This is a genomic window from Comamonas sp. A7-5 (genome assembly GCF_039581385.1).
GTDB lineage: Bacteria > Pseudomonadota > Gammaproteobacteria > Burkholderiales > Burkholderiaceae_C > Comamonas > Comamonas thiooxydans.
The window spans coordinates 1-26,519 of the sequence record NZ_JBCPWO010000028.1; the positions used below are offsets into that span (position 1 = coordinate 1).

Sequence of the window (26,519 nt, forward strand, 5' to 3'; positions counted from 1 at the left end):
CCCGGTGGCCAGCATGTCGATGCGGTTGCGGATCGGGGGCACCCACACGTTTGATAGACCCGGAACCTTGACCACCCGTTCCAGTTCTTCGACCAACTTCTCCGGGGTCATGCCAGGACGCCATTGCTCACGTGGCTTGAACTGGATCGTGGTCTCGAACATCTCCAGCGGCGCAGGATCGGTCGCAGTATCTGCTCGTCCCGCCTTGCCGAACACACGCTGAACCTCGGGCACTGTCTTGATAAGTCGGTCTGTCTGTTGCAACAACTCTGCGGCCTTTGAGACCGAAATACCAGGTAACGCCGAGGGCATGTACAACAGATCGCCTTCGTCCAGCGGCGGCATGAACTCACCGCCCAGCCGCATGACCGGAATTGCGGTGATAGCCAGGGCCAATGCCGCTGCCAGCAGCGTTGCTTTAGGGAAGCGCAAGACTAGCTCAAGGGCCGGTCGATAGAGAGCAATCAGGCCGCGATTGATCGGGTTCGCAGTTTCCTTTGGAATGCGTCCTCGAATGAGGTATCCCATCAGCACTGGAACCAGAGTCACCGACAATCCAGCAGCAGCAGCCATTGCGTAGGTCTTGGTGAAAGCCAGTGGTGAGAACAGCCGTCCTTCCTGGGCCTCTAGGGTGAACACGGGCAGGAACGACAACGTGATGACCAGCAACGAGAAGAACAGCGCAGGGCCGACTTCCACGGCTGATTGCGCGATCAGTTCCCAGCGCTCGGCCACGGACGGTGGGCGTCCATGTCGTTCTTCAAAGTGCTCCAGATGCTTGTGCGCAGCTTCGACCAGGACCACCGAGGCATCGACCATGGCTCCTAGAGCAATGGCCACACCGCCCAACGAGAGAATGTTCGCGCTCACGCCTTGCCAGTGCATCACGCCAAAAGCCGCTAGCACCCCAATAGGCAGTGTTACAACTGCCACCAGCGCGGAGCGCAGGTGGAATAGGAAGATGGCACAGACGACGGCGACGACGGCGAACTCCTCCAGAAGCTTGACACGCAGGTTGTCGACTGCACGATCAATGAGTTTGGAGCGGTCATAGGTTTCCACCACCTCAACGCCTTTGGGCAGACTGGGTTTGAGCGTCTCCAGCCTGGCTTTGACGGCTTCGATAGTGGCACGGGCATTCTTGCCGGAGCGCATGACCACTACCCCTCCCGTGACTTCACCCTCACCATCTAGTTCGGCGATGCCCCGTCGCATTTCCGGGCCTATCTGGACTATGGCCACATCTCTCAGCAGCACGGGTGTCGCTCCGCTGAGGGTGATCGGGATGGTTCGGAAGTCCTCCAGTGATTGAAGGAATCCGCGCGAGCGCACCATGTACTCGGTCTCGGCCATTTCCACTACCGAGCCGCCCGAAGACTGATTGGCCTTCTGCAGGGCCTGCACGACCATGGACTGCGTAACGCCAAGCGCTCGCATTCGGTCCGGGTCGAGCACCACTTGATATTGACGAACCATGCCGCCGATGCTGGCGACTTCTGCCACATCCGGAACGGTTTTCAGCTCGAATTTCAGAAACCAGTCGTTGAGGGCTCTCAGCTGTCCAATATCGTTATGGCCGCTGCGGTCGACCAGCGCGTACTCGTAGACCCAGCCCACACCAGTGGCATCCGGGCCTAGCGCGGCTGTCGCACCTACTGGTAAGCGGCTTTGCACCTGGTTCAGATACTCCACCACCCGTGACCGTGCCCAGTATGGATCGGTCTTGTCGTCAAACAGGATATAGACGAAGGAGTCGCCAAAGAACGAATAGCCTCGGACGGTTTTAGCCCCAGGTACGCTCAGCATGGTTGTGGTCAGCGGGTAGGTCACGAGGTCCTCCACCACCTGGGGCGGCTTGCCTGGGTAGGTGGTGCGAACGATCACCTGTACGTCGCTGAGGTCCGGCAATGCATCGACCGGGGTGCGAGATGCCGACCAGATGCCTACCGCCACGAGGAACGCGGTGGCAATCAGCACTAGAAAGCGGTTGGTGATGGACCAACGGATCAGAGCAGCAATCACTTGGCGCCTCCGGTGGTTCCAGCGGCGCTGCCGCTTTTCTGCACGGAGACGACTTCCCAATCTAGGGGCCCGCCTTTTCGGAACTCGAAGCGCACCAGATCTCCTGGCTTCAAACCCGTGAGCGTTATCGAGTCGGCCTTGCCAAAGCTCATTGTCATGGCGGGCCACTTGAGTTTGGGTACGGGACCATGCGAGATCGTGATCCCGTCGTCATCGATGCTTTCCACCTTGCCCTCGGCGCGGTAGATGTCCGAGGCTTCGGTGGCCGTAGCAGGCACAGGTTGGGGTTGGCCGGCTTCCATGGCTCCCAGAGCTGACTTGAGCCGCGCTTCGGAGTCCACCAGGAATTGGCCGCTGGTAATTACTTCCTCGCCTTCGCGCAAGCCTTGCAGCACCTCCAATTGATCACCCAAGTCCTCGCCCAGTTTGATTTCCCGAGGCTCGAAGTTGTCAGACTCCTTGCGGACGATGACCAATGCACGGGTGCCGGTACGGATGACGGCTTCAGCAGGCACGACCAGGCGAGAGGTTGGAGCCCCGCCAACCTGCAAGCGCAGCAGCAACCCCGGTATCAGTTTGCCGCTGCGGTTATCGACCTCGAATCGTGCCTGCAAGGTGCGCGTGCTGGCGTTGACCTGCGGTAGGATCTCCTTCAATTCGCCGTCGAAGGTTTGGGATGCATCGGCTTGCAGAACGGCCTTGACCTTCTGGCCACGCGTCAGGCGTACGGCTTGTGCCTCCGGCACTTCAGCTACGGCCCAGACCTTTTCCAGGCCGGAGATGCGGAATAACGTCAGGCCAGGTGACACCTGGGCTCCTTCCCGAACACCGAGTTCCGTCACCACGCCATTTACCGGAGCCTGCAAGGGGTAGCGAGCCTGGGCGACCCCGGTTTCCTCAGTCTTGCGGACCAGTTCTGCGGGGATGGACATGGCGCGCATGCGCTCACGTGCTGCCGTAATAAGTTCCAGGGGCACACCTGCGCGCTTGAGTGCGAGCAGCTCGTTCTGCGGACCCAGCCACTCTAGCGCAAAAATGGTGGCCAGCGCCTGACCTTTGCGAACCTGCTCCATTGGAGCACGTACTGCCAAATGCTCGACATAGCCGGTAACACGGCTCTGGACAGCGACACTCAGACGCTCATCGAACTGTACCGTTCCAACGGCATCGAACGACGCACCGATGTTGGCTCGCTTGACCATCGTGGTCCGGATGCCGAGGTTCTGCTGCACCGTTGAGCTGACTTTGACACCTGTGTCATTGGCATCGTCCGCATAGACGGGCACCAATTGCATGTCCATGAATGGCGACTTGCCGGGCTTGTCAAAGCGTGGTCCCGGCACCATGGGGTCATGCCAGTAGAGAATCTTGCGCTCGCCTGTGGGAGCCTTGGATTCCGAGGCGGCTACGGCCTGGGGGGCAGCGCCTTCGGAGGTCAAGCGGCCAATAAAGAAGCCACCGGCTGCCAGCAGTACGCCTGCCGTAACCAATGAAGTGACCAGTGCTGTGCGCTTCATTGGGCACCTCCATGAGCGATGGGTTTGAGGTTCAGTTGGGCCTGCGTACGTACCAAATCACGCTGCAGTGCGAGGAGTTTTCTCTGAGCTTCGACCTCGGCATGTCGTGCCTCAAACACGGCGGTCAGGGCCAATTGATTTGAGCGGTAGGCGGCCAGGGCGGCGGAAGTGCGCTGTCTGGCCGGAGTCACTACGGAGCCTTGGTATCTCTCGATACGCTGCTGCAGGCGCGCGGCGTCGCTAGTCAAGGTGCGGTAATCGGCCATGGCTGCGCGCATTCCCTCCGTCAGGTCAGCCTCTGCTTTGTCGACCATGGCCAGCTTGGCCGAGGTTTCGCGGTCTTGGCGCTGGCTTGGTGCGATTTGGAGCGGGATGCTGACGCCGACTGAAACCAAATCGGAATAGCCAGTGCGCTGGCCGTAGGACACTTCCCAGGTCCAGTTGGGAGAGCGCTCCTTGGCTGCGACGTTTGCACTCTGGCGAGCAATTTCGACGTCGCTTTTTAAGCCTGCGACGGCTGGATATCTCGCCACGTAGTCCCATTCCTCGGGAGCAGGGAAGGCAGGTGGCTTGTTGAGGGCATCGGGAAGAATGCCGATCCAGCGTTGCAGACTGACCATGGCTGCAGACTGTTGTTGGCGAACCTCTTCGCTTTCATCCTCTGCAATCCCTTTGGCGGATAGGAGCTGCAACGCTTCTGCGCTGTTGCCTGTGGCAGCTGCTATGCGGCTTTTTGCCGCATTCAGCTCCTCGTGCAAGTGATGCTCGGTTTGTGTGGTTAGCTTGAGTGCTTCAGTGGCGAACCAAGCATCGACATACGCCATGCTGACCTGCAGGCGAGCCTCGGCTTCGGCAATGTCTTTTTGTACGGCATCGCGGTCGGCCCGTGCACGAGCCGCACCTTCGCGTGCGGCTCGTTTATCGGCGGAGAGCCACTCTTGGCTGATACCGATGCGCTTCATCGTCATGGACTCACGGGTACCGCTGAAGCGGTCTGAGCCGGTAACCGGCAAATTGTCGATGCCGGCCCGCAGCATGGGATCTGGCAACTGACCCGCAGCCTGTATGGAATGGACAGAGCCTTGCATCGCCGCCTGGGCTGCGCGGGCTGCTTCGGAGCGTTGGACGGCCAAGCTTATTGCCTGGTCGAATGAAATCGATTCTGCAGCAGCAACGGCCGGCAGAAATACGGCAGCCAAGGAGGCTGCTCGCAAAAAAATAGGGGACATGGAAACTCCGTGGACGAACGAGGGCATTGCCGGCGTATGGACAAGCCACGCCAGCACCAGTCAGTCGACGGAGTGATCAGACTCTGAGTCTGAGAGTAGAGAGAAAAAGAGGGTCCGGAGGCGGTCGAACCTCCAAGGTGATGGGCCAGGACACTGCAAGTGCAGCATCAAATTCGAGCACTAGCGGCAGCTCCAACACCTGCACGATGGCAGGTAATGACGCCACGGGCAGTTTGACTGCTTCGAAGGTCACATCCGGGGCATTGGTGTACTGATGACACAGAACCGGTTGCTGTTGGTCCATACCTTCGCATGGTATGCCGGCCTCCATCCTTGCCGTCATTGCATCAACGCCTTCCTCCTGTGGGCAGACGTAACCCGCCAACGCCAGCTGTGCGAACAGCAGCGAAAGCACCACAAGGACTGCGGTGGATAGGCGGTGAATGCGACTTCGTAGCATGGCAGCAGTTAGTGTAGTCAATCTACCAGGGGTACGCGGTGAAGGCCATACGTTGCTACCGATCTTTAAATGCTACAGATCTTCGGCAAGCCAGTGGTTAACTCGCATCCTAGGAGCAAACGCTACAGCTGTGTCTGAAGGAAGCGCGACACCGTATGCACAACTCAGTTCTGAAGAAGGCGGTGTCCTGTCCCATCCTCAAGTTAATGGATGAGGAAACATGCAATGTGATGCTCGGTAGCGATATCCGCCTCGGTGAGTCCGCGCATCGTTGAACCCAGTGTCGCCCGCCTAAGTGATGATTGCGATCATCTGGGCCGAAATTCTTCCGGGAAATTTGTAGTTCGCTCAAGCTGATGTTCTACATGCAGAGGCCTCTGTTGCTTGAGGCCTCTGCGGTAGATCGGAACAAAAATGCAGGAAAGAGCTGCATCCGCGATGCATGCGTCTTTGATGGAGATCAGCCTGCAAATGATTGGAGGCGAGCATCTCGCGCAGCTGGCGATTCATTACGCGTTTCGTTGATCACTTGCTCGCGGGTTTTGCTCGATCCTGTCTCGGGAGTTCCACGTGGGAAATTGCTTTCACCGTAAGAAAGGCGGCCCTGCTTCATGGCGGCTTCAGTCTCTGCCTTGACTTGAGCTCGGGTTTTCTGGCTTTCAAAGTGCTGCGGATGCACGATCACGCCTTGTTCATTGTTGGCTGGATGCTCGTAGGCTGCAGAGGCCATTCCAGGAAGAGCCAGGGTGACAACGGCAGCAACGCTTGCGAGTACGGAGGAAATGGAGATGCGGTTTTGAGACATGGTTGGCTCCTAAGACAGTTGATGAACACATCTCCTGGACCTTGATCAAGGTGAGGAGAAGATGGGTTGATCTTAGGAGTCGGAGCCCAACAAAATCAGGTCTGTCCGGTGACATTGTTGTCAGCTTTTTCGCGGCAGCTCTTACCCCAAATCTGCATACCAATAAACCCAAAGCGAAAAGCGAAGACCAACGTAGTTGACGTACACAGCGTGCTCCAGTGCATGTGCAGACAGATACTTGACATTCACATCATGTGAAGGATGAAACTTTAGCCACAAGCTTTAAAGGAGTACGTAATGGCTATTTTTCGCATCAATGACATGAAATGTGGTGCCTGTGCCGCGCGGATTCAGCGCTCCATTTTGGCGATCGATGATGAAGCAAAGATCGGAGTGAATGCGCGAGATAAAACGGTGCAAGTCTCTGGCGATCTGAGCGACGCCGACTACATGTTGGCCATCCAGACCGCTGGATACACTCCAGAATTATTGGCGTTAGCCGAAGCCGAGCAGGCAAATGCTGAGAAGCCGCAGACGAAATGCTGCGGCTCAACTTCAGCAAAGACATCTTGCTGCGGATAGTGTCTTCTTGCTTTCAAGAAAAGCCTGTTTTCTGATCTGCTTAGGAAGTCGGCTGCGGAGTGGGGAATTTCAAGGTGAAGCGAGTTCGTCCATCGGCTGAAGTGGCGGTAATGGAGCCTCCATGAGCTTCGGCAATTGCTCGGGTGATGGCCAAACCCAATCCGCTACCGTCTGAGTCCGGATGAGCCCTGGAAGGGTCAGCTCGGTAGAAGCGGTCAAATAACCTGGGCAGGACTTTGGGATCAATGTCCTGCCCTGTATTTTCCACAGTGACAAGTGTCCAGGAAGCTGCGGTCTCAATGTCGATGGTGACCATGCCTGCATGCGGCGTGTAGCGCAAAGCATTAGATAGCAAATTACTCACAGCACGATGGAACATCAGTCGATCACCATCAACGAGTCCATCGCCTTTTAACTTCAAATGAATTTGCTTTTCTTCAGCGACAGCCTCGTAGAACTCCAGCAATGCATACGATTCTTGCTGTGCCGAAAATTGCTCCTTGCGCGGCAGGCTTACGCCCCGTTCAGTTTTGGCCAGAAAAAGCATGTCTGACACCATACGAGCCAAACGCTGAAACTCTTCGGCATTAGAGGCAAGAATGTCTCGGTATGTCGCGGCGTCACGCTTGGATGCCAGCACAACCTGAGTCTGCGTCAACAGGTTGCTGATGGGCGTGCGTAGTTCATGGGCCAGATCAGACGCGAAATCTGTCAGTCGCTGAAAATCGTCCTGCAACCGATCCAGCATGCGATTGAGCTCATGCGCCAAATCGGCCATTTCTACGGGTACAGCCTGGACCGGCATGCGTTCACTCATCTTCTGTCCCGTCACAACGGCCGCACGTGATTTCATCTCTCGCAGCGGTGCCAGCCCTTGTCGAGCGGCGAGCCAAGACAGAAGTGAGCACAGCAAAATTGCTGCGATCACATAAATGGCAAAGCTTGTGCGAATTCCGTTGAGGAATTGAATGTGATGCTTGGTGTCTGCTGCGATCAGTACCTTTAATGGTGACGGTGCGTAGGCCGGTAGCGTCTCAAAGCTCAAGATGTGGAATTCTGCGTCTGCATGCCGCCACACCCCAAACGATCCTTCCTTGTCGATAGAAGCCGAGTTGCGATCCGGCACTGCAAAGCCGGATGCGGGCGATTGAAATACGGTTTCTCCTTGGGCATCTTTCACCTGGACTTGAAGATCCTCGTGATAGTTCAGTGCCTCATTTAAACGCCAACGAGCATCATCGACCGACTTCGTGTTCTGGAGAATTTTCTCGATCAAATGGCGCTTGTCCTGAAGCGTCATTCGGTCCAATTCCACGAAATGCTCTTCTGTAACGACTAGGAATAGGCCGCCTAAACCTAGCACTACGGCTGCCGCAACAACCGTGAAACAGAGGGCCAAGCGACTCGTTAAAGAAAGCTTTACCTTGCGAGTGAGACGCTGCACCTATTCCTCCTCGGGGACATCAAGCACATAGCCCATTCCCCGTACGGTCTGGATCAGTTTGATCGAGTGGCCTTCGTCAATTTTGGCTCGCAGACGGCGCATGGCCACCTCAATGACGTTGGTGTCGCTGTCGAAATTCATGTCCCATACCTGCGATGCGATCAATGAACGTGGCAGCACTTCACCATGTCGGCGCATCAGCAACTCTAAGAGTCCGAACTCTTTGGCTGTGAGGTCAACACGTTTGCCATTGCGAGATACGCGACGACGCAGCAGGTCTAGCTCGAGATCTGCAACAGTCAGAGTAGTACCTTCGTTGGCCGGATGTCCACGTCTAAGAATGATGCGAACTCTGGCGAGTAGTTCTGCGAAAGAAAACGGCTTTACCAGGTAATCATCAGCGCCGAGCTCTAGTCCTTTGACACGGTCCTCGACATGGTCCCGTGCAGTAAGAAACAGGACCGGCATATGTAGTCCTCGATCACGCAAAGACTGGAGCACCTGCCAACCATTGAGGCCCGGCAGCATAACATCCAAGATCACCAAGGAGTACTCCCCTTGCAAAGCCAGATGTAAGCCGTCTGAGCCATTTGGGACGAGGTCAGCAATGTAGCCAGCCTCGGTCAATCCCTGGCGCAGGTACTCACCTGTTTTAGGCTCATCTTCAACAATCAAAATCCTCATGTACTCGCTCCGCTGCAGTGGACGATCAAGAGTGTGCCGAGTTTGAAGCCCTCTGACATGAAGATAAGAAAAATGTAATGTTCCTGAAATCCTGGCGATAGAAAGGCCAACACTGCCTCGTTGTTCCTTCCTGGGAAGTCATCAAGCGTGGCTAGCAGAGTGAACCTTTTGACTGCATCGAAGGCATTTCTGGATAGAAGCCCTCCGTCGCACCAAACATGACGCGAGCATTACATGAATGTAATGAATGAGTCACTCCTCCGAAATTCAGCACGCCCTAGCATACTGAACATATCGAGCGCTCATTGCATCAGGCAAGCGTCGCCGAAAACGAATTTCTTGGAAGCTCTGGAGGATTTCACCCTATGCCGCGTCATTCGCCATTTTTTGTCACTCCCACTCAAGGGTTCTCTCGTCGGCGCTTCGTTCAGGGGCTGGCCGCAGGAGGCGTTCTGGCGGGCCTGTCAACGCAGTCGCTCATGGCATTCGCACAGCAGAGCTCCACAGTCCGCGGGGCCGCTCCGGTGCTGAAGGGTAACGAGTTCGATTTGGTGATCGCCGAGTCCGCCGTGAACTTTACGGGCAAGCCAGGGATGGCGACAACGATCAATGGATCGCTTCCTGCACCAACCCTGCGCTGGCGAGAGGGGGAGACGGTGACGATTCGCGTCACGAACAAGCTGCGCGAGGCCACTTCTATTCATTGGCACGGCATTATCTTGCCCTACCAGATGGACGGAGTTCCAGGCATCAGCTTTGCGGGCATTCCTCCTGGAGAGACGTTTACCTACCGTTTCAAGGTTCAGCAAAGCGGTTCCTACTGGTATCACTCACATTCAGGCATGCAGGAACTCACCGGCATGTATGGAGCGATCATCATTGATCCCGCAGGACCTGAGACTATCCGTGCAGATCGTGATCATGTCGTGCTCTTCTCTGACTGGACTGACGAAGACCCCATGCGCGTTTTCGCAAAGCTCAAGGTTCAGGGCGACTACTACAACTACAACCAGCCCACGGTCTTTGATTTCTTCCGTGATGCATCGCGTGATGGCGTGTCAGCGGCATTAGACAAGCGCAAGATGTGGAACGAGATGCGCATGAATCCAACGGATTTAGCCGACCTCTCTTCTGCGACCCTGACCTACCTCGCAAATGGCGTCACACCTGCAGGCAATTGGACTGCTCTTTTCCGTCCGGGCGAGCGTGTCCGGCTGCGCATGGTCAACGGCGCGGGCAATACCTTCTATGACGTACGTATACCGGGCCTGAAGCTCACGGTGGTTCATGTTGACGGTGTCGACGTAGAGCCTGTGACTGTCGATGAATTCCGATTCGGCCCTGGCGAAACCATAGACGTGATTGTCGAGCCACGTGATGACGCCTATACGATTTTTGCCCAGTCGATGGACCGAACAGGCTACGCACGCGCTACGTTAGCAGTGCGCGAAGGCCTGCAGGCTCCAGTCCCCGCACTCGATCCCGTCGAATGGCTGGGTATGAGCGACATGATGGGCGCCATGAGCCATGGCAGTTCTGGAGCCGACATGGACATGACCGGCATGTCTGGGATGACCGGCATGTCTGGGATGACCGGCATGTCTGGGATGACCGGCATGTCTGGGATGACGGGTATGGCCGGGATGGCTGGTATGTCGGGGGCAATGGCCGGCATGGATCATGGTGCGATGGCCGGCATGAATCACGGTGGTATGGCGATGGACCATAGTCAGCATGCCAAGCCTGCTGGGAGCTTGGCAGTGCCCAGCACCACCGCACGCCATGCTCGCACTGAATATGGCGCAAGAACAGATATGCGAGTCGATATGGCCCGCACCAATCTTGACGATCCCGGTATCGGTCTGCGCAATAACGGCAGACGGGTGCTGACCTTGGCAGATCTGCATACACCTTCAGGTCCGATGGACTCGCGCGGTCCTGGACGAGAGGTGGAGTTGCACCTGACGGGGAATATGGAGCGATATTCCTGGTCTCTTGATGGATTGGAGTTCGGGCAATCAACGCCTGTTCACTTCCGTCACGGCGAGCGTTTGCGAGTCATCCTGCACAACGACACGATGATGACTCACCCTATGCACTTGCATGGGATGTGGAGTGAACTGGAGAGCCCTGATGGTCGATTCCTCGCCCGTCGACACACCTTGCCAGTACAGCCTGCACAACGCATCAGCTTCTTGGTGACGGCAGATGCTCTGGGGCGCTGGGCATGGCATTGCCACCTGATGTTCCACATGGATGCAGGCATGTTCCGCGAAGTCGTAGTGTCTTGAACAAACCTCACAAGGAAGATCAAAAATGTCCAAAGCACTCCCTATTCGTGCATTGTCCACTGCGCTCCTCGCTCTGGTGAGTATTGCGGCCCAGGCGCAAAGCGACCATTCATCGCATGGCCAAGCGAATATGCAAATGGAAGCACCGGCAAGCCCTGCCACAACTGCAGCTGATCCACATGCAGGTCATGGTGCTATGACTGGCAGCGCTGCAAGCGGCCCTGCGATGGATCACGGCAGCATGCAGATGCAAGGGGGATCCGCACCTCCAGATGCTCGCGACCCACATGGGTATTCCAATGGGTTGACCTTGGGATCGGGCGATTACGCGGTGCCTGGCGTCCCGCGCTTGATGCTTGCGGACGAGCATACCTTTGCCTCGCTGCGTGGTGAGACCCTGGAACGCCGTTTTTCACGCAGAGGTGATGATTCAACGGCCTATGACTTGCAAGCATGGTACGGGACCTCATACAACAAAGCTGTCTTGAAGGCAGAAGGTGACGTCGCCAAAGGAAAGCTCGAAGAGTCTCGCACCGAACTGCTATGGAGCCGTGCTGCCACAACCTATTGGGATACACAGCTTGGTCTGCGCTTAGACAACGGCGTGGGACCTAGCCGTCAATGGCTGGCATTTGGTGTACAGGGCCTAGCCCCTTACTGGTTCGAGCTGGAGGCCACAGCCTATGTTGGCAGTGGCGGCAGAACTGCGCTTCGCCTAAATGCAAGCTACGAACTATTGCTGACTCAGCGCCTGATCCTTGAGCCTAGAGCTGAAATGCAGTTTTACGGCAAGGATGATCCAGAGCGCCACATCGGCAAGGGCCTAGCCGAAGCATCTGCGGGCTTGCGACTGCGCTACGAGTTCAGCCGTCAGTTCGCTCCATATATCGGCGTCGAACGTGCGGGCAGTTTCGGGCGAACCGCAGATCTCGTTCGTGCAGACGGCGGCCGTGCTCAACAAACACGATGGGTGGCCGGTGTCCGCTTCTGGTTCTAGCCAGACCAATGTCCCCTTCCTAGTTGGCGCGTCCTTGGGAGCGCCAACTCTACAGACCTAGATTCGACATCTGTTTTCAAACCACCATCACACTTAGATAGGAGTCTCTCATGAACCGCTCAAACCTGGTCGCTAAGTTCATCGCGCCAATTGCCGCAACACTGTTCGCTTCCGCAGCATTTGCACATCCTTCGTTAGTTTCCTCCTCTCCTGCGGATAAGTCGCAGGTCGCGGCACCTGCCACGATTGAGTTGAAGTTCTCGGAAACGCTGGTTCCTCAGTTCTCGGCAGCGAACTTGATCATGACGGGGATGCCCGGAATGCCGAACCACGGCGCAATGAAGGTCAGCGCAAGCGTCTCTGGCGCTAGCGATGGCAAAACCATGGTCATTACTCCCGCTCAGACGCTTCAACCCGGTGCCTATCGCGTGGATTGGCGTGCAGTGTCGTCAGACACACACCCTATCAATGGCAACGTCACATTCCAGGTGAAGTAAGCAAATGGCCGAGGATTGGTTCACCATCGTATTGCGCCTTGCGCTGTATCTGGACATGGCTGCAGGTTTTGGCGTCGCCATGTTCAGCGTCTATGCCCTTGGCCACGACGAGCGATCCTTGGCAATTGCGCGTCGCTATCGCGTTTGCGTTGGTGTATGTGCAGTAATCGGGATTGGACTGTCAGTGATTGGCATGACAGTCCTTGCCAAGGCCATGTCCGGTGCGCAAACTTACTCCGAGTTGTCAACGCATATCTTCGAGATGCTCATCACCGGCACTCACATGGGCCTTGCTTGGTGCATTCGTATTCTTGCGCTAGCGCTTTGCATCTTGATTGCCCTAGTGAAGTTCAATCCAACGTTTCGCTTCGTTGCCATGTCCGTATCTAGCGGTGTAGCGCTGGCGACACTGGCCTGGGCTGGTCATGGAGCGATGGACGACGGAATGCGTGGATACATCCACCTTGCTTCAGACATCTCCCACCTCTGGGCAGCAGGTGCATGGGTCGGCGCGTTGCTTGCTTTTTTGATCTTAGCCACAAGTAGGGCAAATGCGACACAGGACACCGTAGCCATATTGAGCCGCACATCAAACGGCTTTGCCCATGTCGGAACTCTGATCGTTTTCGTTCTTGCAGCCAGTGGCGTAGTCAACTATGTATTGATCGCAGGGCCTTCGCTTGATCCGCTTGTTTCAACACTCTATGGTCAGTTGCTGCTAGGCAAGCTAATGCTGGTTCTCGGAATGCTTGCATTGGCAGCAGCAAATCGATTCCGGCTTAGTCCAAGTCTGGAGGCATCATTGGGCTCAGGGAATCGTGCGCAAGCAGTCTCTAAGCTACGCCAGAGCCTGTTCATGGAAGCAACACTGGCAGTTCTGGTTTTGGCGAGTGTGGCTTGGTTAGGGATTCTTTCGCCAAAAGGAATTTGAACCTTTAGATCACCCACCGACAGCTGACACGGGGACTGCACACGGAGAGGAAGGGTGCATCGCTTCGGAGGATTCATGCTTGGATGATCTCCGTGCCATGTAGTCATGACAAAGGCCACCTCAACCCCAGAATCATTTCTTGGATTGAGATGGCCACAAGCACCGTACTCAGGTTGCGGTACCTCAGAAGAGGTGGACAGAGTTATTTCTCAAGCAGATTCTGGCTTGACATTCACATGGTGTAAGAGCCAAGAATCGATCCAACATCGCGAAGGGCCATCTGCATGCAACATCATCAGCATCGATCTTCTTCAGAATCAGTAGAGTTGGAAAACACCAAAACTGACGCCGAGCCTTTGCAAGATCCTGTTTGCGGCATGACTGTCTCTCCACAGTCGGCCCATCGGATAGTTCACGAAGGACGGATCTATCGCTTCTGCAGTGACGGTTGCCAGCAAAAATTTGCTCGGGGCCCTGCGCAATTCATATCGAGTAACGAGCAGGCTGATCACGCAGGAGGGGACACAGTCTATGTATGCCCAATGCATCCTGAAGTCCATCAATATCATCCGGGGCGCTGCCCCAAGTGCCAAATGCATTTGGTACCTGAGGCCCAGTTACGCAGCTCGCACGAACATGCTCACGTGGCTGCAAGTCATTCAGATCAGAAATCGTTTGATGACTCGGGCGTGGTTCCGGGCGGAACGATCTATACCTGCCCGATGCATCCGGAGGTTCGGCAAGATCATCCCGGAAACTGCCCCAAGTGCGGAATGACCTTGGAGCCACTGATCCCGGTTGGAGAAGAGGACAACAGTGAGTTGCAAGACTTCCAACGGCGATTCTGGTGGACGCTGCCACTCACGCTGATTGTTACCACTCTGGCCATGTTCGGACACAAGTTCGGCTGGTTCACTATGCAGACCCAAACGTGGGTCGAGTTGGCACTTTCCCTGCCCGTGGTGCTATGGACGGGCTGGCCCTTTTTTGTTCGAGGCTGGCAGTCAATCATCCACCGCAGCCCGAACATGTGGACGTTGATCAGCTTGGGATCGGGAGCCGCCTTTGTCTACAGCCTCGTAGCGACGCTGGCACCCGACGTGTTTCCCGACTCGTTCGTATCCATGGGTCGTGTAGCGGTTTATTACGAGGCAGCGGTAGTCATCATTTCTTTGACCATGTTGGGGCAGATCATCGAACTGAAGGCTCGTTCTCAAACCTCGGCCGCTATCAAATCATTGCTTAGCCTAGCTCCTAAGACGGCAAGGCGTATCAATGCAGATGGCAGTGAGGAAGATGTTCCACTCAGCCACGTGCATGTCGGAGACCTGCTGCGCGTACGTCCAGGCGAGAAAGTACCCGTGGATGGCATTGTCACGGAAGGTCAAAGCGCCGTTGATGAATCGATGCTCACGGGCGAGCCAATACCTGTGACAAAGCGCGTTGACGACAAACTGATCGGCGCCACACTCAATACGAGTGGAGCTCTGGTCATGAGGTCAGAAAAGGTGGGGGCTGCCACCATGCTTTCCCAGATCGTTCAGATGGTTGCATCGGCCCAACGGTCGAAGGCACCGATGCAGCGAATGGCCGACGTAGTGGCTGGAAAGTTCGTTATGGTTGTCGTGCTAGTCGCTGTAGTCACCTTCTTCGTCTGGGGAATTTTTGGCCCAGAGCCCAGTTGGGTGTTTGGGTTGATCAATGCCGTCGCGGTACTCATCATCGCCTGCCCATGCGCGCTAGGTTTGGCCACACCCATGTCAGTAATGGTGGCCACAGGGCGCGCTGCAGAACAAGGCGTTTTGTTCCGTGACGCAGGCGCCATCGAAAAAATGCGTGAAGTGGATACGCTCATCGTAGATAAAACGGGCACCCTGACAGAAGGTCGGCCTGCATTCGATAAAGCGATTCCTGCTCCAGATTTCACGGCTGACGAAGTTTTGAGGCTTGCCGCTAGCTTGGATCAGGGTAGCGAGCATCCGCTTGCGGATGCCATCGTCCGAGCTGCACGCGAACAAGGCTTGCAACTCGCTAAACCTGTGGACTTCGATTCCGCCAGCGGTATTGGTGTACGTGGAACCGTTGAGGGGCGGCGCTTGGCATTAGGCAACACCGCACTGATGGCTCAAGAAGGCGTTTCTGTATCTTCCTTGCAAGCGGACGGAGAACGCCTGCGAGGAGAGGGTGCAAGCATCATGCATTTAGCGGCTGATGGGAAGTTCGCAGGCATCCTGGCAGTAACAGACCCTATCAAAGCTAGCACTTTGGATGCTATTCAAACGCTTCATGCAAGCGGCTTGCGAATTGTCATGGCAACGGGAGATGGTCTGACCACAGCCAAGGCTGTTGGTGCCAAGCTTGGAATTGATGAAGTCCATGGCGAAGTCAAGCCCGCCGACAAGCTAGCTCTCGTGGAGCGATTGCAAAGTGAAGGCCATGTGGTTGCCATGGCTGGTGACGGGATCAACGATGCGCCGGCCTTGGCAAAAGCTGATGTAGGTGTAGCCATGGGAACAGGGACTGACGTAGCAATGAACAGCGGTCAGATCACGCTGGTCAAGGGTGATTTGCGTGGCATTGCACAGTCACGTGAAATTTCAACTGACACAGTACGGAACATGCGTCAGAACTTGCTATTTGCCTTCGTCTACAACGGAATTGGTGTACCGATTGCTGCGGGAGTTCTGTATCCGTTCACAGGGTGGCTTCTGTCGCCAATGATCGCAGCACTCGCTATGAGCCTGAGTTCGGCGTCTGTAATCTTCAATGCACTGCGTTTAAGAAGGTAGCGGTTGCATTGGTGATTTTCAGTCTACTTACGCGGCCGTTTCGCTCAATGCCTCGGGGTCATTCATCGGGTGAATACAAGCACTGAGCTTGATGGTGCCGGACTGCTCTCAAAACGTTTGAGCGTGCCTGGGCAAGAGGCTGGGAATTATCTACTGTAGCGGGGCAGTCCAGTCGGTCCCCATACAGGAAACCGAATGATTGTCAGTTGTTCTTTCTAAGGCAAGCCAGAATGGAATGCAGGCAGATGTTAGCCAGTCCGGTCAAACGAGCGAAGTTTATGTGCGCGCTCGATGAATCTCCAGTCGTTGATGATTTATTGAACGTCAAAACTTTTTCTGCACTCACCACATATCAGCTTAATGCCCGGCTTTCCCCACACTGAGACCGGATTCTTGCATCCGCTGCAGCTGTATTTCACCCGATTGGATCTGTTGGCGGGCGTAGTAAGCACTCCGTCTTCCCCTGCAGTGGCGGCAACAGCTAAGCCCGTGGGCTTCACTGCCTCGGCGAGGGCAGGGATGCTGGCCATTGGAGGCTTGGTCCCTTCGATGCCTTGAATGTGGTTGGCCATGCTGGCTTGGCCAGCGATTACATGATCTGCAGAGGGGAATCGGTCGTACCAGCTGAGTGTGAAATTCGCGGTCAGCAGCTCGTCGCATGCAGCCAGGAAGCGGCCACCCTCGACGGCGTAGTCCGCCATGCTATCACCGGTTCGCGCACCACCAGGTTGCCCGGTAGAAGAGGGCATGAGCCCAATGCTTTCCATCTTTCGTGCCCATTCCTCGTTGTGATAGCGGCCTCGGCCTGGCTTGCCAAAGTGGTGCTGCCACAAGTGCGTCATTTCATGGACTTGGGTCTGGAGTGTTTCGATGATCGGTACGACCGCAAAGTAGGTCGGATTCATCGCGATCTCATCTGTGGTTGAGCCGTCCAACGAGGCAAAGCGAGCTGCACAGAAGTAGCCGAAAGTCCGCTTTTCCCGCTGCAGCGTAATCAAGCAACTCGGGAGCTGCCCCCCAAACAGCCGCTCGTTGAAATGGTCGTAGGCCATCTGCAGCTCGTTGTAGGTTTCCTGCGTAGGTGCCAAGCGGGGTGAGGGCGTGGGCACAAGGTCAAGCTGGTTTGGCTGCTGGGTCATATTTGTATTGTGCAATACAAATTATCATTCGCAAACATCCCATTTGATGCGACAATGCATCAAACTTGATGTTAAAGGAGTAGCCATGAGATCGACCTTTACGATCGACGACGAAGTCGTGAACCGTGCCCGCGCTGTTGCAGCGCCCGGTATTGCTGTGCCTGAACTGGTACGCCTGGCACTTGAGACCTTCACTCGCGTCGAGGCAGGCAAGCGCTTGGCTGCCCTGGGCGGAAGCGCGCCAGACATGCCTGACGTGCCACGCCGTGGCAGCGCGGCAGAGGCAGAAGGCTCTCGCTGATGCCGGTGTCCGTTCTAGTCGATACATCGGTGTGGGTGAGGCATTTTCGGGAGGCCGACATTCACCTGCAGGAGCTCCTGTTGCAAGACAGCGTGCTGATGCATCCCATGGTGCATGCAGAGTTGGCCTGCGGCACGCCGCCAGCGCCGCGTGCCGATACGCTCGCAGCCCTGGCCATGCTGCGGCCGAGCCAGGAAGCTTCAATTCCCGAGACTTTGGCCTTCCTTGAGAAGAACAAGCTATTCGGTAAGGGCTGCGGCTTGGTCGATCTATCGCTGCTCGCCTCGACGCTAATCACACCAGGCGCTTTGCTTTGGACTGCAGATCGACGCCTTGCTGAGTTGGCCGCTCAGCTTGGCGTGGCCTATGCCATACCAACGCATTGAGAGTCGGGAAGCCCTTCTCGGGGTCGCCTCAGAAAACGGAAAATAAAGCACGCTAAGCCGGTTGCAACGGTCGTAGCGGCCTGAACTTGCCCGCGCCGATCTTGGCGCTGCTGCGCCAGAGGTAATCGCCGGTCAGGTTGATGTGTTCCCAGCCGAGCGGCGACAGGTATTGCAATAGCGCGTCATCGACAGCATGCCCGTTGCCACGCAACGCATGTGCTGCGCGCTCCAGATAGACCGTGTTCCACAACACGACGGCCGCCGTCACCAGGTTGAGGCCGCTGGCCCGGTAGCGCTGCTGCTCGAAGCTGCGGTCGCGGATTTCGCCCAGACGGTTGAAGAATACGGCGCGGGCCAGCGCGTTGCGCGCTTCGCCCTTGTTCAGTCCAGCGTGGACGCGGCGGCGCAGCTCCACGCTTTGCAACCAGTCCAGGATGAACAGCGTGCGTTCGATGCGCCCCAGCTCGCGCAGGGCGATGGCTAAGCCGTTCTGGCGCGGATAGCTGCCGAGTTTCCGAAGCATCAGCGAGGCTGTCACCGTGCCCTGCTTGATCGAGGTCGCCAGCCGCAGAATTTCATCCCAGTGGGCACGAATAGCCTTGATGTTCAGCCTGTCGCTGCTAATCATCGGTTTGAGCGCGTCATAGGCGGTATCCCCCTTGGGGATGAACAGCTTGGTGTCGCCCAGGTCACGGATGCGCGGCGCAAAGCGGAAGCCCAGGAGATGCATCAGGGCAAAGACGTGATCGGTGAAGCCTGCCGTGTCGGTGTAGTGTTCCTCGATGCGCAGGTCGGACTCGTGGTACAGCAGGCCGTCAAGTACATAGGTCGAGTCGCGCACGCCGACATTGACCACCTTGGTGTGGAACGGCGCGTACTGGTCGGATATATGGGTGTAGAAGGTTCGCCCAGGGCTGCTGCCATATTTCGGGTTGATGTGACCGGTACTCTCGGCCTTGCTCCCGGTTCGGAAGTTCTGGCCGTCCGACGATGACGTGGTGCCGTCGCCCCAGTGTTCGGCGAAGGGATGCCGGAATTGGGCGTTCACCAACTCGGCCAGCGCTGTCGAATAGGTTTCGTCGCGGGTATGCCAGGCTTTTAGCCAGGCGAGCTTGGCGTAGGTCGTGCCGGGGCAGGACTCGGCCATCTTGGTCAGGCCCAGGTTGATCGCGTCGGCCAGGATGGTGGTCAACAGCAGATTTTGTCCTTGGCCAGATCGCCCGATTTCAGGTGCGTGAAGTGGCGGGTGAAGCCCGTCCACTCATCGACTTCGAGCAGCAGTTCGGTGATCTTGACGTGTGGCAGGATCATGGCTGTCTGGTCGATCAGCGCCTGCGCGGTGTCGGGTACCGCCGCATCCAGCGGCGTGATCTTCAGGCCCGACTCGGTGATGATCGCATTCGGCAGGTCGTTGGCCGCTGCCATGCGGTTGACCGTGGCAAGCTGCGCTTCAAGCAGCGTCAGGCGGTCGTGCAGGTACCGGTCGCAGTCGGTGGCCACGGCCAGCGGCAATGCGCTGGACTGCTTGAGGCTGGCGAACTTCGCGGGCGGCACCAGGTAGTCCTCGAAGTCCTTGAACTGGCGCGATCCCTGCACCCAGATGTCGCCCGAGCGCAGCGAGTTCTTCAGCTCGGACAGCGCGCACAGCTCGTAGTAGCGCCGGTCGATACCCGCGTCAGTCATCACCAGCTTCTGCCAGCGCGGCTTGATGAAGTCGGTCGGGGCATCGGCAGGCACTTTGCGGGCGTTGTCGGTGTTCATGCCACGCAGTACCTCGATGGCATCGAGCACGTTCTTGGCGGCGGGTGCGGCCCGCAGCTTGAGCACGGCAAGGAATTCCGGCGCGTAGCGGCGCAAGGTGGCGTAACTTTCGCCGATGCGGTGCAGGAAATCGAAGTCATCGGGCTGAGCGAGCTTCTGCGCCTCGGTGACGCTTTCGGCGAAGGCATCCCAGGACATGACGGCCTCGATGGCGGCGAACGGATCGCGGCCAGCTTGCTTGGCCTCGATCAGCGCCTGGCCGATGCGCCCGAACAGCCGCACCTTGGCGTTGATCGCCTTGCCGGATGCCTGAAACTGCTGCTGATGCTTGTTCTTGGCGGCGTTGAACAGCTTGCCCAGGATGCGGTCGTGCAAGTCGATGATTTCGTCGGTGACCGTGGCCATGCCCTCGATGGCCAGCGCCACGAGGGTGGCGTAGCGCCGTTGCGGCTCGAACTTGGCTAAGTCGGCGGGCGTCATCTGGCCACCCTCACGGGCGATCTTGAGCAGGCGGTTCTGGTGCACCGACCGCTCGATACCGGAAGGCAGATCGAGCGCCTGCCACGCCTTGAGGCGTTCGATGTGTTCCAGCATGTGCCGCGAGTTCGGTTTAACCGGCGACTGGCGCAGCCAGGCCAGCCAGGTCGTCTTGCCGTTGTCCCGGCGCCTGAGCAGATCGTCGAGGCGGCGGCGATGCGTGTCCGACAGTGGTTCGGCCAAGGCATCATAGATGCGCCGGTTGGCGCGAGTGATGGCCTCGGCGCTAGCGCGCTCGATGGCGTTGAGCGCGGGCAGGATGATCGACTGTCGCCGCAGATGCTCAACCAAGGTGCTAGCCAGCACGATGCCTTTGTCGGTTTGCATGGCCAGGTCGGTCAGCGTGTGCACGGCCTGCCGGTAGTGGCTCATGGTGAACGGCTGGAAGCAAAACACCGTTTGCAGCTCGACCAGGTGCTCGCGCCGGGTCTGCTCCCGCTGCCCGTAGTCGTCCCAGCTTTCGACGCCGACCTTGAGCTGGTCGGCGACCAGTTTCAGTAGGGGCAAAGACGGCGCCTGATCGACACCAAGGAAGATTCCGGGAAAGCGCAGGTAGCAGAGCTGCACGGCAAAGCCCAAGCGATTCGCAGGCCCGCGCCGCTGGCGGATGATGGAGAGATCGGTATCGCTGAACGTGTAATGTCGAATTAGGTCGTCCTTGGTGTCCGGCAACGCCAACAGGCTTTCCCGCTCGGCGGCGGACAGTATGGAACGACGAGGCATATTTATTGATCCAATTTCAAGTATTGATACAGGGTCTCCCGGCTGACACCAAATTCACGGGCCAGCTTCGCTTTTTGCTCGCCCGCCGTGACGCGCCGTTTCAGTTCAGCAATCTGTTCACCGCTCAGAGACTTCTTTCGGCCTCGGTAGGCTCCGCGTTGCTTAGCGAGCGCGATGCCTTCGCGCTGCCGCTCACGGATCAAGGCCCGCTCGAATTCGGCGAATGCCCCCATGACCGACAGCATCAGGTTCGCCATCGGTGAATCCTCGCCGGTGAAGGTCAGGCTTTCCTTGACGAACTCGATGCGCACGCCGCGCTTGGTCAGCTTTTGTACGAGGCGGCGCAAGTCATCGAGGTTGCGCGCCAAGCGATCCATGCTGTGAACCACCACGGTGTCGCCTTCGCGCACGAAGGCCAGCAGCGAATCAAGCTCGGGCCGCTGGGTGTCCTTGCCCGACGCCTTGTCGGTGAACACCCTGCCGACTTCGACATGCTCCAGTTGCCGCTCCGGGTTCTGGTCGAAGCTGCTGACCCGGACGTAGCCGATGCGTTGACCCTGCAAGATACCTCCAAATACGAAAGTGTCAGGAAGAAATCTATGACCTTTCGCCGCAGGTGTCAAGAAACACAAAAGTTAACTCTATTCTGACGTTGCTGGGTGGCTTCTCCTGACATCAGGATAGGGTATGCCTCAATCTGACGGCTGCGAACCGCCAGGGACAGGCGCAATGTCAGATTCTGTCGCGGCCTTGGCGCGTGCCTGGAAGCGTTCATAGCAATCCAGCCCGCAGAAATGTTCGACGTATTCCGCGCCTTCCGGGGTGAAGGCGGCATCGAGCGGAATTTCTTTGCAGCATACGCAGCAGGTGGTGCAACTGGCAGTGTTCGGGGCGTTTGCGTTCATGGTGGTACTCCTCCAGATTGGTAGCGAAGCTCAAAGCTGCCCACTCTCGGCTGGCTGGGAAGCGGTCATGATCTTCCCTTGAAGGCCCGCAGCAGCCGCGTCACAGACAGGACAAACAAGCCGGTCAGCGTGAGGGCTGCAATACTCCAGTGCTCCCCGATGAACGCGCCGGCCGTCGTGCCGGCTAGCACAATGGCGAGAATCGGCAAATGGCAGGGACAGGTGAGCACGGCCAGCGCGCCCCACAAGTAGCCGGTGATCGGTTTGTGCGTCCCAGACGGCAAGTGCTCTGGGCTGTTCATGGCAGACTCTCCGCGTGCTGTGCCGGTTCGGTTGGCATGGCGGCCAGTTGCATTTCGAGGCTGGCCAGGGCCTCGCGCCGACGCTCGACGAGTTGCCGCAACACGGCAAGCTGCGCAGACGCACCGTCACCGTCCGCAGCATCCAGCGCCCGGCACAGCCGCGCCAGTGCGTCCAGGCCGATACCCGCTTCGAAGGCAGCCCGTACAAAGCGCAGCCGTTGCAACGCGGTGTCATCGAACAAGCCGTAGCCGCCCGTGGTGCACGCGACCGGCCGTAGCAATCCGCGCAGCAGGTAGTCGCGCACGATATGCACGCTCACCCCGGCATCAAGGGCCAGCCGGGACACTGTGTAGGCGCTCATTGAACACCTCCTTTTCCTCATCCGGCGCAGCACGAAAGCTGCTTCACGTCCTTGCTGAAGGTCTGCGCCGCGAGCTTCAGCCCTTCGACCATGGTCAGGTAGGGGAACAATTGGTCGGCCAGTTCCTGCACGGTCATACGGTTGCGAATGGCGAGCACCGCCGTCTGGATCAGTTCACCCGCTTCCGGGGCCACCGCTTGCACGCCGATGAGCCGTCCGCTACCTTCCTCGATGACCAGCTTGATGAAGCCGCGTGTGTCGAAGTTGGCAAGCGCACGCGGCACGTTGTCCAAGGTCAAGGTGCGACTGTCGGTCTCGATCCCGTCGTGATGTGCTTCCGCCTCGCTGTAGCCCACGGTGGCGACCTGCGGGTCGGTGAACACCACGGCCGGCATTGCGGTCAGGTCCAGGGCCGCATCGCCGCCAGTCATGTTGATCGCAGCACGGGTGCCGGCCGCTGCCGCCACATAGACGAACTGAGGCTGGTCGGTGCAGTCGCCAGCCGCATAAATGTGTGGCGTACTGGTGCGCATGCCCTTGTCGATGACGATGGCCCCCTGCGCATTGGCAGCGACTCCCGCCGCTTCCAATGCCAGGCTGCGCGTGTTCGGTGCCCTGCCAGTGGCGACCAGCAGCTGGTCGGCGCGTATTTCACCGTACCCGGTGGTCAGCACGAATTCGCCGTCCACATGCGCGACCTGGCTGGCTTGCGTGTGTTCCAATACCTTGATCCCTTCGGCACGGAACGCGGCTGTAACGGCCTCGCCGATGGCCGGGTCTTCGCGGAAGAACAGCGTGCTGCGTGCCAGGATCGTCACTTTGCTGCCCAGCCGGGCAAAGGCTTGCGCCAGTTCCAGCGCCACCACAGACGAGCCGATCACGGCCAGGCGCTCGGGAATGGTGTCGCTGACCAGGGCCTCGGTGGAAGTCCAGTAGGGTGACTCTTTCAGGCCCGGAATCGGCGGCACGGCCGGGCTGGCACCCGTGGCGACCAGGCAGCGGTCGAACGCCACCACACGCTCGCCGCCATCGTTTAAACGGACGGCAAGGCTCTGGTCGTCCTTGAAACGCGCTTCACCATGCAGCACGGTGATGGCCGGGTTGCTGTCCAGGATGCCTTCGTACTTGGCGTGGCGCAGCTCATCGACGCGCGCCTGCTGCTGGGCCAGTAGTTTGCTGCGATCAATCGCAGGCACAGTCGCCGCGATGCCACTGTCGAATGGGCTTTCACGGCGCAAATGGGCGATATGGGCAGCGCGGATCATGATCTTGGACGGCACGCAGCCGACATTGACGCAAGTACCGCCGATGGTGCCGCGCTCGATCAGCGTGACGTTCGCACCTTGCTCGACGGCCTTCAGCGCCGCCGCCATCGCGGCTCCGCCGCTGCCAATAACGGCGACGTGCAGTCCGTCCCCATCACCACCAGCCTTGTCGCCACCGCCCAGCCATCCCAGCGCCTTGCCAAGCAGTCTGCCCCGCGCTGAAGTGGATGGGGCATCGGCGGGTGTGGCCTTGTAGCCGAGGCCGGCCACAGCGGCGGTCAGCGCCTCTGGCGAGGTGCCGGGATCGGTGGCGAGTTGCGCGGAGCCTTTCGGGTAGGACACGAGCGCCGACAGCACGCCCGGCACTTTCTCCAGGGCGTCCTTGACATGTGTCGCGCACGAGTCGCAGGTCATTCCGGTGATATTCAAATACATTGCATCGTTCCTTTTCGTTTCGGCAACTGCCAATGCAGTTAGCCGTGTTTGGGTGGTAGTTCGCAGCGGCGGTTGGCCGGTGAGAGCAGATCCCAGATCGACACCCCGATCATCAAGGCCAGACCGACATAGAGGAGGTTCGCCGTCCACCAATTGCCAAAAAACAAGAGCATGGCCGCCAGCACGATGGCTGGGCCGACCATCCCGAGCAGGCTGCGGTACCATTGCCGATGACTCAGCCAGCCCAGTGCATTCGCCAGCAAAGCCACGACTGCGAACAGCGGCAGCAGCTTGGAGATAAACAACCCTTCGTATTCCTGTAGAAAGCCAAGGCCGATGGCCGCGCCCAGGCTGGCGATAGCCGGGAAACAGGCAGCGCATCCCATCGCGGAAACAACGCTGCCAAGCGCGCCAGCCTTGTCGGCAATGCGTGTAATCAGTCCCATGATCGCCCCAGGTTCGGGTTCAGTGGCTCACTGCTTGACGCTGGACGGATAGCCCGCGTCTCCGGTTGCCTTGGTCAGCTTCTGCACGCTGGTCTTGGCATCATCGAACGTGACAACCGCTTCGCGTGTCTCGAAGGTCACGTCAATTTTGCTGACGCCTTCGACCTTGGAAATCGCCTTCTTGACGGTGATCGGGCAGGTGGAGCAGGTCATGCCCGGTACGGACAGCGTGACGGTCTGGGTGGCGGCCCACACGGGGGCAACAACGGCAGCGAGGGCGAGGGCGGCAAACAGTTTTTTCATGATGAACTCCTGTGATTAATAGAAAAATGGCATGACGTAGGGAAATCCGAGCGCGACCAGGACCAGCGCGGCCACGATCCAGAAAATGAGCTTGTAAGTAGCTCGCACTTGGGGAATCGCGCAGACCTCACCCGGTTTGCAGGCTTGCGCCGGGCGGTAGATGCGCCGCCAGGCGAAAAACAGCGCGACCAGCGCTGCGCCGATGAAGATCGGGCGATAGGGTTCCAGCACCGTCAGGTTGCCGATCCATGCCCCGCTGAACCCCAAGGCGATCAAAACCAGCGGCCCCAGGCAGCAGGCCGACGCAAGAATGGCGGCCAGCCCACCGGCGAAGAGCGCGCCGCGCCCGTTTTGTGGTTCAGACATACGCTTGTCCTTTCAAATTTGGTTTGGATAGCTTAAGCTTACTTCCGTAGTTATGTACGGAGTCAAACGATATGCAAATTAATTTTGAGAATCTGACCATTGGCGTTTTTGCCAAGGCGGCCGGGGTCAATGTGGAGACCATCCGGTTCTACCAGCGCAAGGGCCTGCTGCCGGAGCCAGACAAGCCCTATGGCAGCATTCGCCGCTATGGCGAGGCGGATGTAACACGAGTGCGGTTCGTGAAATCGGCCCAGCGGCTGGGCTTTAGCCTGGACGAAATCGCCGAGCTACTGCGGCTGGAGGATGGCACCCATTGCGAGGAAGCCAGCGGCCTGGCCGAGCACAAGCTCAAGGATGTGCGCGAGAAGATGGCCGACTTGGCACGCATGGAGGCCGTGCTGTCTGAACTGGTGTGCGCCTGCCATGCGCGGAAAGGGAACGTTTCCTGCCCGCTGATTGCGTCACTGCAAGACGGAACGAAGCTCGCTGCATCGGCGCGGGGGAGTCACGGGGTGACTACGCCTTAGCGTGCTTTATTTTCCGAATTCTGAGACGACCCCATCAACAGAAGCCTTATCGCCATTTACCGGCCTGCTTTGGAGTTGGTTTTGCGTTTTCCTAAGTCCACGCTGCTGGCAGCGGCATTGGCCCTGGCCATCACCGCAATTCCGGTCATGCGGCTGGGCGGTGAGTTCATGCCGCCGCTGGACGAAGGCGACCTGCTGTACATGCCCTCGGCGTTGCCTGGTATTTCGGTCTCAAAGGCCGCAGAGTTGTTGCAACAGACAGACCGGCTTATCAAAACAGTGCCCGAGGTTCAGCGTGTGTTCGGCAAGGCAGGACGAGCAGATACTGCGACCGATCCTGCGCCGCTGGAGATGTTCGAGACCACCATCCAGTTCAAGCCACGTGAGCAATGGCGTCCTGGCATGACCTCGGAGAAGCTGGTTGAAGAACTGGACCGGGTGGTCAAGGTTCCGGGTCTATCAAACGTATGGGTGCCCCCGATCCGCAACCGCATCGACATGCTGGCCACCGGC

The 26,519-nt window shown here is 58.0% G+C and carries 24 protein-coding genes and 2 pseudogenes; 10 read left to right on the top strand and 16 right to left on the bottom strand.

What is annotated here, in order from left to right; all coding sequences use genetic code 11:
* The 4 genes from AAIL67_RS23975 to AAIL67_RS23990 all read right to left on the bottom strand — a co-directional run.
* On the bottom strand, nt 1-2,022 hold a 2,022-nt coding region (locus AAIL67_RS23975; RefSeq protein ID WP_343485320.1), incomplete at its 3' end, for a CusA/CzcA family heavy metal efflux RND transporter.
* Nucleotides 2,019-3,539 (bottom strand): efflux RND transporter periplasmic adaptor subunit, encoded by a 1,521-nt coding sequence (locus AAIL67_RS23980; protein WP_343485321.1) that lies wholly within the window; start codon nt 3,537-3,539, stop codon nt 2,019-2,021. The genes AAIL67_RS23980 and AAIL67_RS23975, both read right to left, overlap by 4 nt.
* Nucleotides 3,536-4,768: a TolC family protein gene (locus tag AAIL67_RS23985; protein ID WP_043003148.1), complete on the bottom strand. Its 1,233-nt coding sequence runs from the start codon at nt 4,766-4,768 to the stop codon at nt 3,536-3,538. Before AAIL67_RS23985 ends, AAIL67_RS23980 begins: the two co-directional genes overlap by 4 nt.
* 920 nt (nt 4,769-5,688) lie before the next feature.
* Nucleotides 5,689-6,033: a DUF4148 domain-containing protein gene (locus tag AAIL67_RS23990; protein ID WP_012838519.1), complete on the bottom strand. Its 345-nt coding sequence runs from the start codon at nt 6,031-6,033 to the stop codon at nt 5,689-5,691.
* Between the two features lie 297 nt (nt 6,034-6,330).
* Here AAIL67_RS23990 and AAIL67_RS23995 point away from each other — a divergent pair, with 297 nt between their 5' ends.
* The gene (locus AAIL67_RS23995; protein WP_003055071.1) at nt 6,331-6,615 is read left to right on the top strand and encodes a heavy-metal-associated domain-containing protein; all 285 of its coding nucleotides are present in this window, start codon (nt 6,331-6,333) and stop codon (nt 6,613-6,615) included.
* 40 nt (nt 6,616-6,655) lie between these two features.
* Here AAIL67_RS23995 and AAIL67_RS24000 read toward each other — a convergent pair whose 3' ends face one another.
* A complete protein-coding gene (locus AAIL67_RS24000) occupies nt 6,656-8,059 on the bottom strand; it encodes a heavy metal sensor histidine kinase (protein WP_003081341.1) in 1,404 nt (467 codons plus the stop codon).
* Entirely contained in the window at nt 8,060-8,743 is a 684-nt protein-coding gene (locus tag AAIL67_RS24005) for a heavy metal response regulator transcription factor (protein WP_003062229.1), read from the bottom strand.
* Between the two features lie 365 nt (nt 8,744-9,108).
* On the opposite strand from AAIL67_RS24005, the gene AAIL67_RS24010 reads away from it, so the two are divergent.
* The 5 genes from AAIL67_RS24010 (at nt 9,109) to AAIL67_RS24030 (ending at nt 16,248) form a co-directional block, all read left to right on the top strand.
* Nucleotides 9,109-11,034 (top strand): copper resistance system multicopper oxidase, encoded by a 1,926-nt coding sequence (locus AAIL67_RS24010; protein ID WP_057092295.1) that lies wholly within the window; start codon nt 9,109-9,111, stop codon nt 11,032-11,034.
* Nucleotides 11,035-11,059: 25 nt separating this feature from the next.
* On the top strand, nt 11,060-12,031 hold the full coding sequence (locus AAIL67_RS24015; protein ID WP_003055078.1) for a copper resistance protein B: 972 nt from the start codon (nt 11,060-11,062) through the stop codon (nt 12,029-12,031).
* A gap of 110 nt (nt 12,032-12,141) precedes the next feature.
* The gene (gene copC / locus AAIL67_RS24020) at nt 12,142-12,528 is read left to right on the top strand and encodes a copper homeostasis periplasmic binding protein CopC (protein WP_003078546.1); all 387 of its coding nucleotides are present in this window, start codon (nt 12,142-12,144) and stop codon (nt 12,526-12,528) included.
* Nucleotides 12,529-12,532: 4 nt separating this feature from the next.
* Entirely contained in the window at nt 12,533-13,459 is a 927-nt protein-coding gene (gene copD, locus AAIL67_RS24025) for a copper homeostasis membrane protein CopD (protein ID WP_003071641.1), read from the top strand.
* A 284-nt stretch (nt 13,460-13,743) separates the two neighbouring features.
* Nucleotides 13,744-16,248 carry a heavy metal translocating P-type ATPase gene (locus AAIL67_RS24030; RefSeq protein ID WP_080554276.1) on the top strand — a complete coding sequence of 835 codons (2,505 nt, stop codon included), beginning with the start codon at nt 13,744-13,746 and terminating at the stop codon, nt 16,246-16,248.
* Between the two features lie 314 nt (nt 16,249-16,562).
* On the opposite strand, the gene AAIL67_RS24035 is transcribed toward AAIL67_RS24030, so the two are convergent.
* Complete coding sequence (locus AAIL67_RS24035; RefSeq protein WP_343485325.1) at nt 16,563-17,387, bottom strand: SprT-like domain-containing protein; 825 nt, start codon at nt 17,385-17,387, stop codon at nt 16,563-16,565.
* A gap of 85 nt (nt 17,388-17,472) precedes the next feature.
* On the opposite strand from AAIL67_RS24035, the gene AAIL67_RS24040 reads away from it, so the two are divergent.
* Complete coding sequence (locus AAIL67_RS24040) at nt 17,473-17,688, top strand: DUF2191 domain-containing protein (protein ID WP_003055097.1); 216 nt, start codon at nt 17,473-17,475, stop codon at nt 17,686-17,688.
* On the top strand, nt 17,688-18,074 hold the full coding sequence (locus AAIL67_RS24045) for a PIN domain-containing protein (RefSeq protein ID WP_003055100.1): 387 nt from the start codon (nt 17,688-17,690) through the stop codon (nt 18,072-18,074). Before AAIL67_RS24040 ends, AAIL67_RS24045 begins: the two co-directional genes overlap by 1 nt.
* A 52-nt stretch (nt 18,075-18,126) precedes the next feature.
* Here the strand turns inward: AAIL67_RS24045 and AAIL67_RS24050 are convergent.
* The 9 genes and pseudogenes from AAIL67_RS24050 to AAIL67_RS24090 all read right to left on the bottom strand — a co-directional run bounded on the left by AAIL67_RS24050 (nt 18,127) and on the right by AAIL67_RS24090 (nt 25,479).
* Nucleotides 18,127-21,095, bottom strand: a pseudogene (locus AAIL67_RS24050) (Tn3 family transposase).
* 2 nt (nt 21,096-21,097) lie between these two features.
* Nucleotides 21,098-21,658: a recombinase family protein gene (locus AAIL67_RS24055; RefSeq protein ID WP_003055107.1), complete on the bottom strand. Its 561-nt coding sequence runs from the start codon at nt 21,656-21,658 to the stop codon at nt 21,098-21,100.
* Between the two features lie 129 nt (nt 21,659-21,787).
* The gene (locus tag AAIL67_RS24060; protein WP_000993245.1) at nt 21,788-22,000 is read right to left on the bottom strand and encodes a DUF3330 domain-containing protein; all 213 of its coding nucleotides are present in this window, start codon (nt 21,998-22,000) and stop codon (nt 21,788-21,790) included.
* Between the two features lie 65 nt (nt 22,001-22,065).
* Nucleotides 22,066-22,302, bottom strand: coding sequence for a broad-spectrum mercury transporter MerE (merE, locus tag AAIL67_RS24065; protein ID WP_003055146.1), 237 nt, complete (start codon nt 22,300-22,302; stop codon nt 22,066-22,068).
* Nucleotides 22,299-22,664 carry a mercury resistance co-regulator MerD gene (gene merD, locus AAIL67_RS24070; RefSeq protein ID WP_001277463.1) on the bottom strand — a complete coding sequence of 122 codons (366 nt, stop codon included), beginning with the start codon at nt 22,662-22,664 and terminating at the stop codon, nt 22,299-22,301. Before merD ends, merE begins: the two co-directional genes overlap by 4 nt.
* A 17-nt stretch (nt 22,665-22,681) precedes the next feature.
* On the bottom strand, nt 22,682-24,364 hold the full coding sequence (gene merA / locus AAIL67_RS24075) for a mercury(II) reductase (RefSeq protein ID WP_003055149.1): 1,683 nt from the start codon (nt 24,362-24,364) through the stop codon (nt 22,682-22,684).
* Nucleotides 24,365-24,402: 38 nt separating this feature from the next.
* Nucleotides 24,403-24,810 carry an organomercurial transporter MerC gene (merC, locus tag AAIL67_RS24080; RefSeq protein WP_000522993.1) on the bottom strand — a complete coding sequence of 136 codons (408 nt, stop codon included), beginning with the start codon at nt 24,808-24,810 and terminating at the stop codon, nt 24,403-24,405.
* Between the two features lie 27 nt (nt 24,811-24,837).
* Entirely contained in the window at nt 24,838-25,113 is a 276-nt protein-coding gene (gene merP / locus AAIL67_RS24085) for a mercury resistance system periplasmic binding protein MerP (protein WP_000732276.1), read from the bottom strand.
* Between the two features lie 15 nt (nt 25,114-25,128).
* Nucleotides 25,129-25,479 (bottom strand): mercuric transport protein MerT, encoded by a 351-nt coding sequence (locus AAIL67_RS24090; protein WP_001294660.1) that lies wholly within the window; start codon nt 25,477-25,479, stop codon nt 25,129-25,131.
* 71 nt (nt 25,480-25,550) lie between these two features.
* Here AAIL67_RS24090 and merR point away from each other — a divergent pair, with 71 nt between their 5' ends.
* A complete protein-coding gene (gene merR / locus AAIL67_RS24095) occupies nt 25,551-26,006 on the top strand; it encodes an Hg(II)-responsive transcriptional regulator (protein ID WP_001166628.1) in 456 nt (151 codons plus the stop codon).
* A gap of 27 nt (nt 26,007-26,033) precedes the next feature.
* Nucleotides 26,034-26,519 (top strand): annotated as a pseudogene (locus AAIL67_RS24100) (efflux RND transporter permease subunit); the annotation flags it as partial.

Bases quoted from the DNA above. Each gene is read 5' to 3' on its own strand.
- AAIL67_RS24035 (WP_343485325.1), bottom strand. From the start codon at position 17,387: ATGACCCAGCAGCCAAACCAGCTTGACCTTGTGCCCACGCCCTCACCC.
- AAIL67_RS24010 (WP_057092295.1), top strand. From the start codon at position 9,109: ATGCCGCGTCATTCGCCATTTTTTGTCACTCCCACTCAAGGGTTCTCT.
- merA (WP_003055149.1), bottom strand. From the start codon at position 24,364: ATGTATTTGAATATCACCGGAATGACCTGCGACTCGTGCGCGACACAT.
- AAIL67_RS24040 (WP_003055097.1), top strand. From the start codon at position 17,473: ATGAGATCGACCTTTACGATCGACGACGAAGTCGTGAACCGTGCCCGC.
- merD (WP_001277463.1), bottom strand. From the start codon at position 22,664: ATGAGCGCCTACACAGTGTCCCGGCTGGCCCTTGATGCCGGGGTGAGC.
- AAIL67_RS24045 (WP_003055100.1), top strand. From the start codon at position 17,688: ATGCCGGTGTCCGTTCTAGTCGATACATCGGTGTGGGTGAGGCATTTT.
- AAIL67_RS23990 (WP_012838519.1), bottom strand. From the start codon at position 6,033: ATGTCTCAAAACCGCATCTCCATTTCCTCCGTACTCGCAAGCGTTGCT.
- merR (WP_001166628.1), top strand. From the start codon at position 25,551: ATGCAAATTAATTTTGAGAATCTGACCATTGGCGTTTTTGCCAAGGCG.
- copD (WP_003071641.1), top strand. From the start codon at position 12,533: ATGGCCGAGGATTGGTTCACCATCGTATTGCGCCTTGCGCTGTATCTG.
- merP (WP_000732276.1), bottom strand. From the start codon at position 25,113: ATGAAAAAACTGTTTGCCGCCCTCGCCCTCGCTGCCGTTGTTGCCCCC.
- AAIL67_RS23995 (WP_003055071.1), top strand. From the start codon at position 6,331: ATGGCTATTTTTCGCATCAATGACATGAAATGTGGTGCCTGTGCCGCG.
- copC (WP_003078546.1), top strand. From the start codon at position 12,142: ATGAACCGCTCAAACCTGGTCGCTAAGTTCATCGCGCCAATTGCCGCA.
- AAIL67_RS24060 (WP_000993245.1), bottom strand. From the start codon at position 22,000: ATGAACGCAAACGCCCCGAACACTGCCAGTTGCACCACCTGCTGCGTA.
- AAIL67_RS24005 (WP_003062229.1), bottom strand. From the start codon at position 8,743: ATGAGGATTTTGATTGTTGAAGATGAGCCTAAAACAGGTGAGTACCTG.
- AAIL67_RS23985 (WP_043003148.1), bottom strand. From the start codon at position 4,768: ATGTCCCCTATTTTTTTGCGAGCAGCCTCCTTGGCTGCCGTATTTCTG.
- AAIL67_RS24030 (WP_080554276.1), top strand. From the start codon at position 13,744: ATGCAACATCATCAGCATCGATCTTCTTCAGAATCAGTAGAGTTGGAA.
- merE (WP_003055146.1), bottom strand. From the start codon at position 22,302: ATGAACAGCCCAGAGCACTTGCCGTCTGGGACGCACAAACCGATCACC.
- AAIL67_RS24090 (WP_001294660.1), bottom strand. From the start codon at position 25,479: ATGTCTGAACCACAAAACGGGCGCGGCGCGCTCTTCGCCGGTGGGCTG.
- AAIL67_RS24015 (WP_003055078.1), top strand. From the start codon at position 11,060: ATGTCCAAAGCACTCCCTATTCGTGCATTGTCCACTGCGCTCCTCGCT.
- merC (WP_000522993.1), bottom strand. From the start codon at position 24,810: ATGGGACTGATTACACGCATTGCCGACAAGGCTGGCGCGCTTGGCAGC.
- AAIL67_RS23980 (WP_343485321.1), bottom strand. From the start codon at position 3,539: ATGAAGCGCACAGCACTGGTCACTTCATTGGTTACGGCAGGCGTACTG.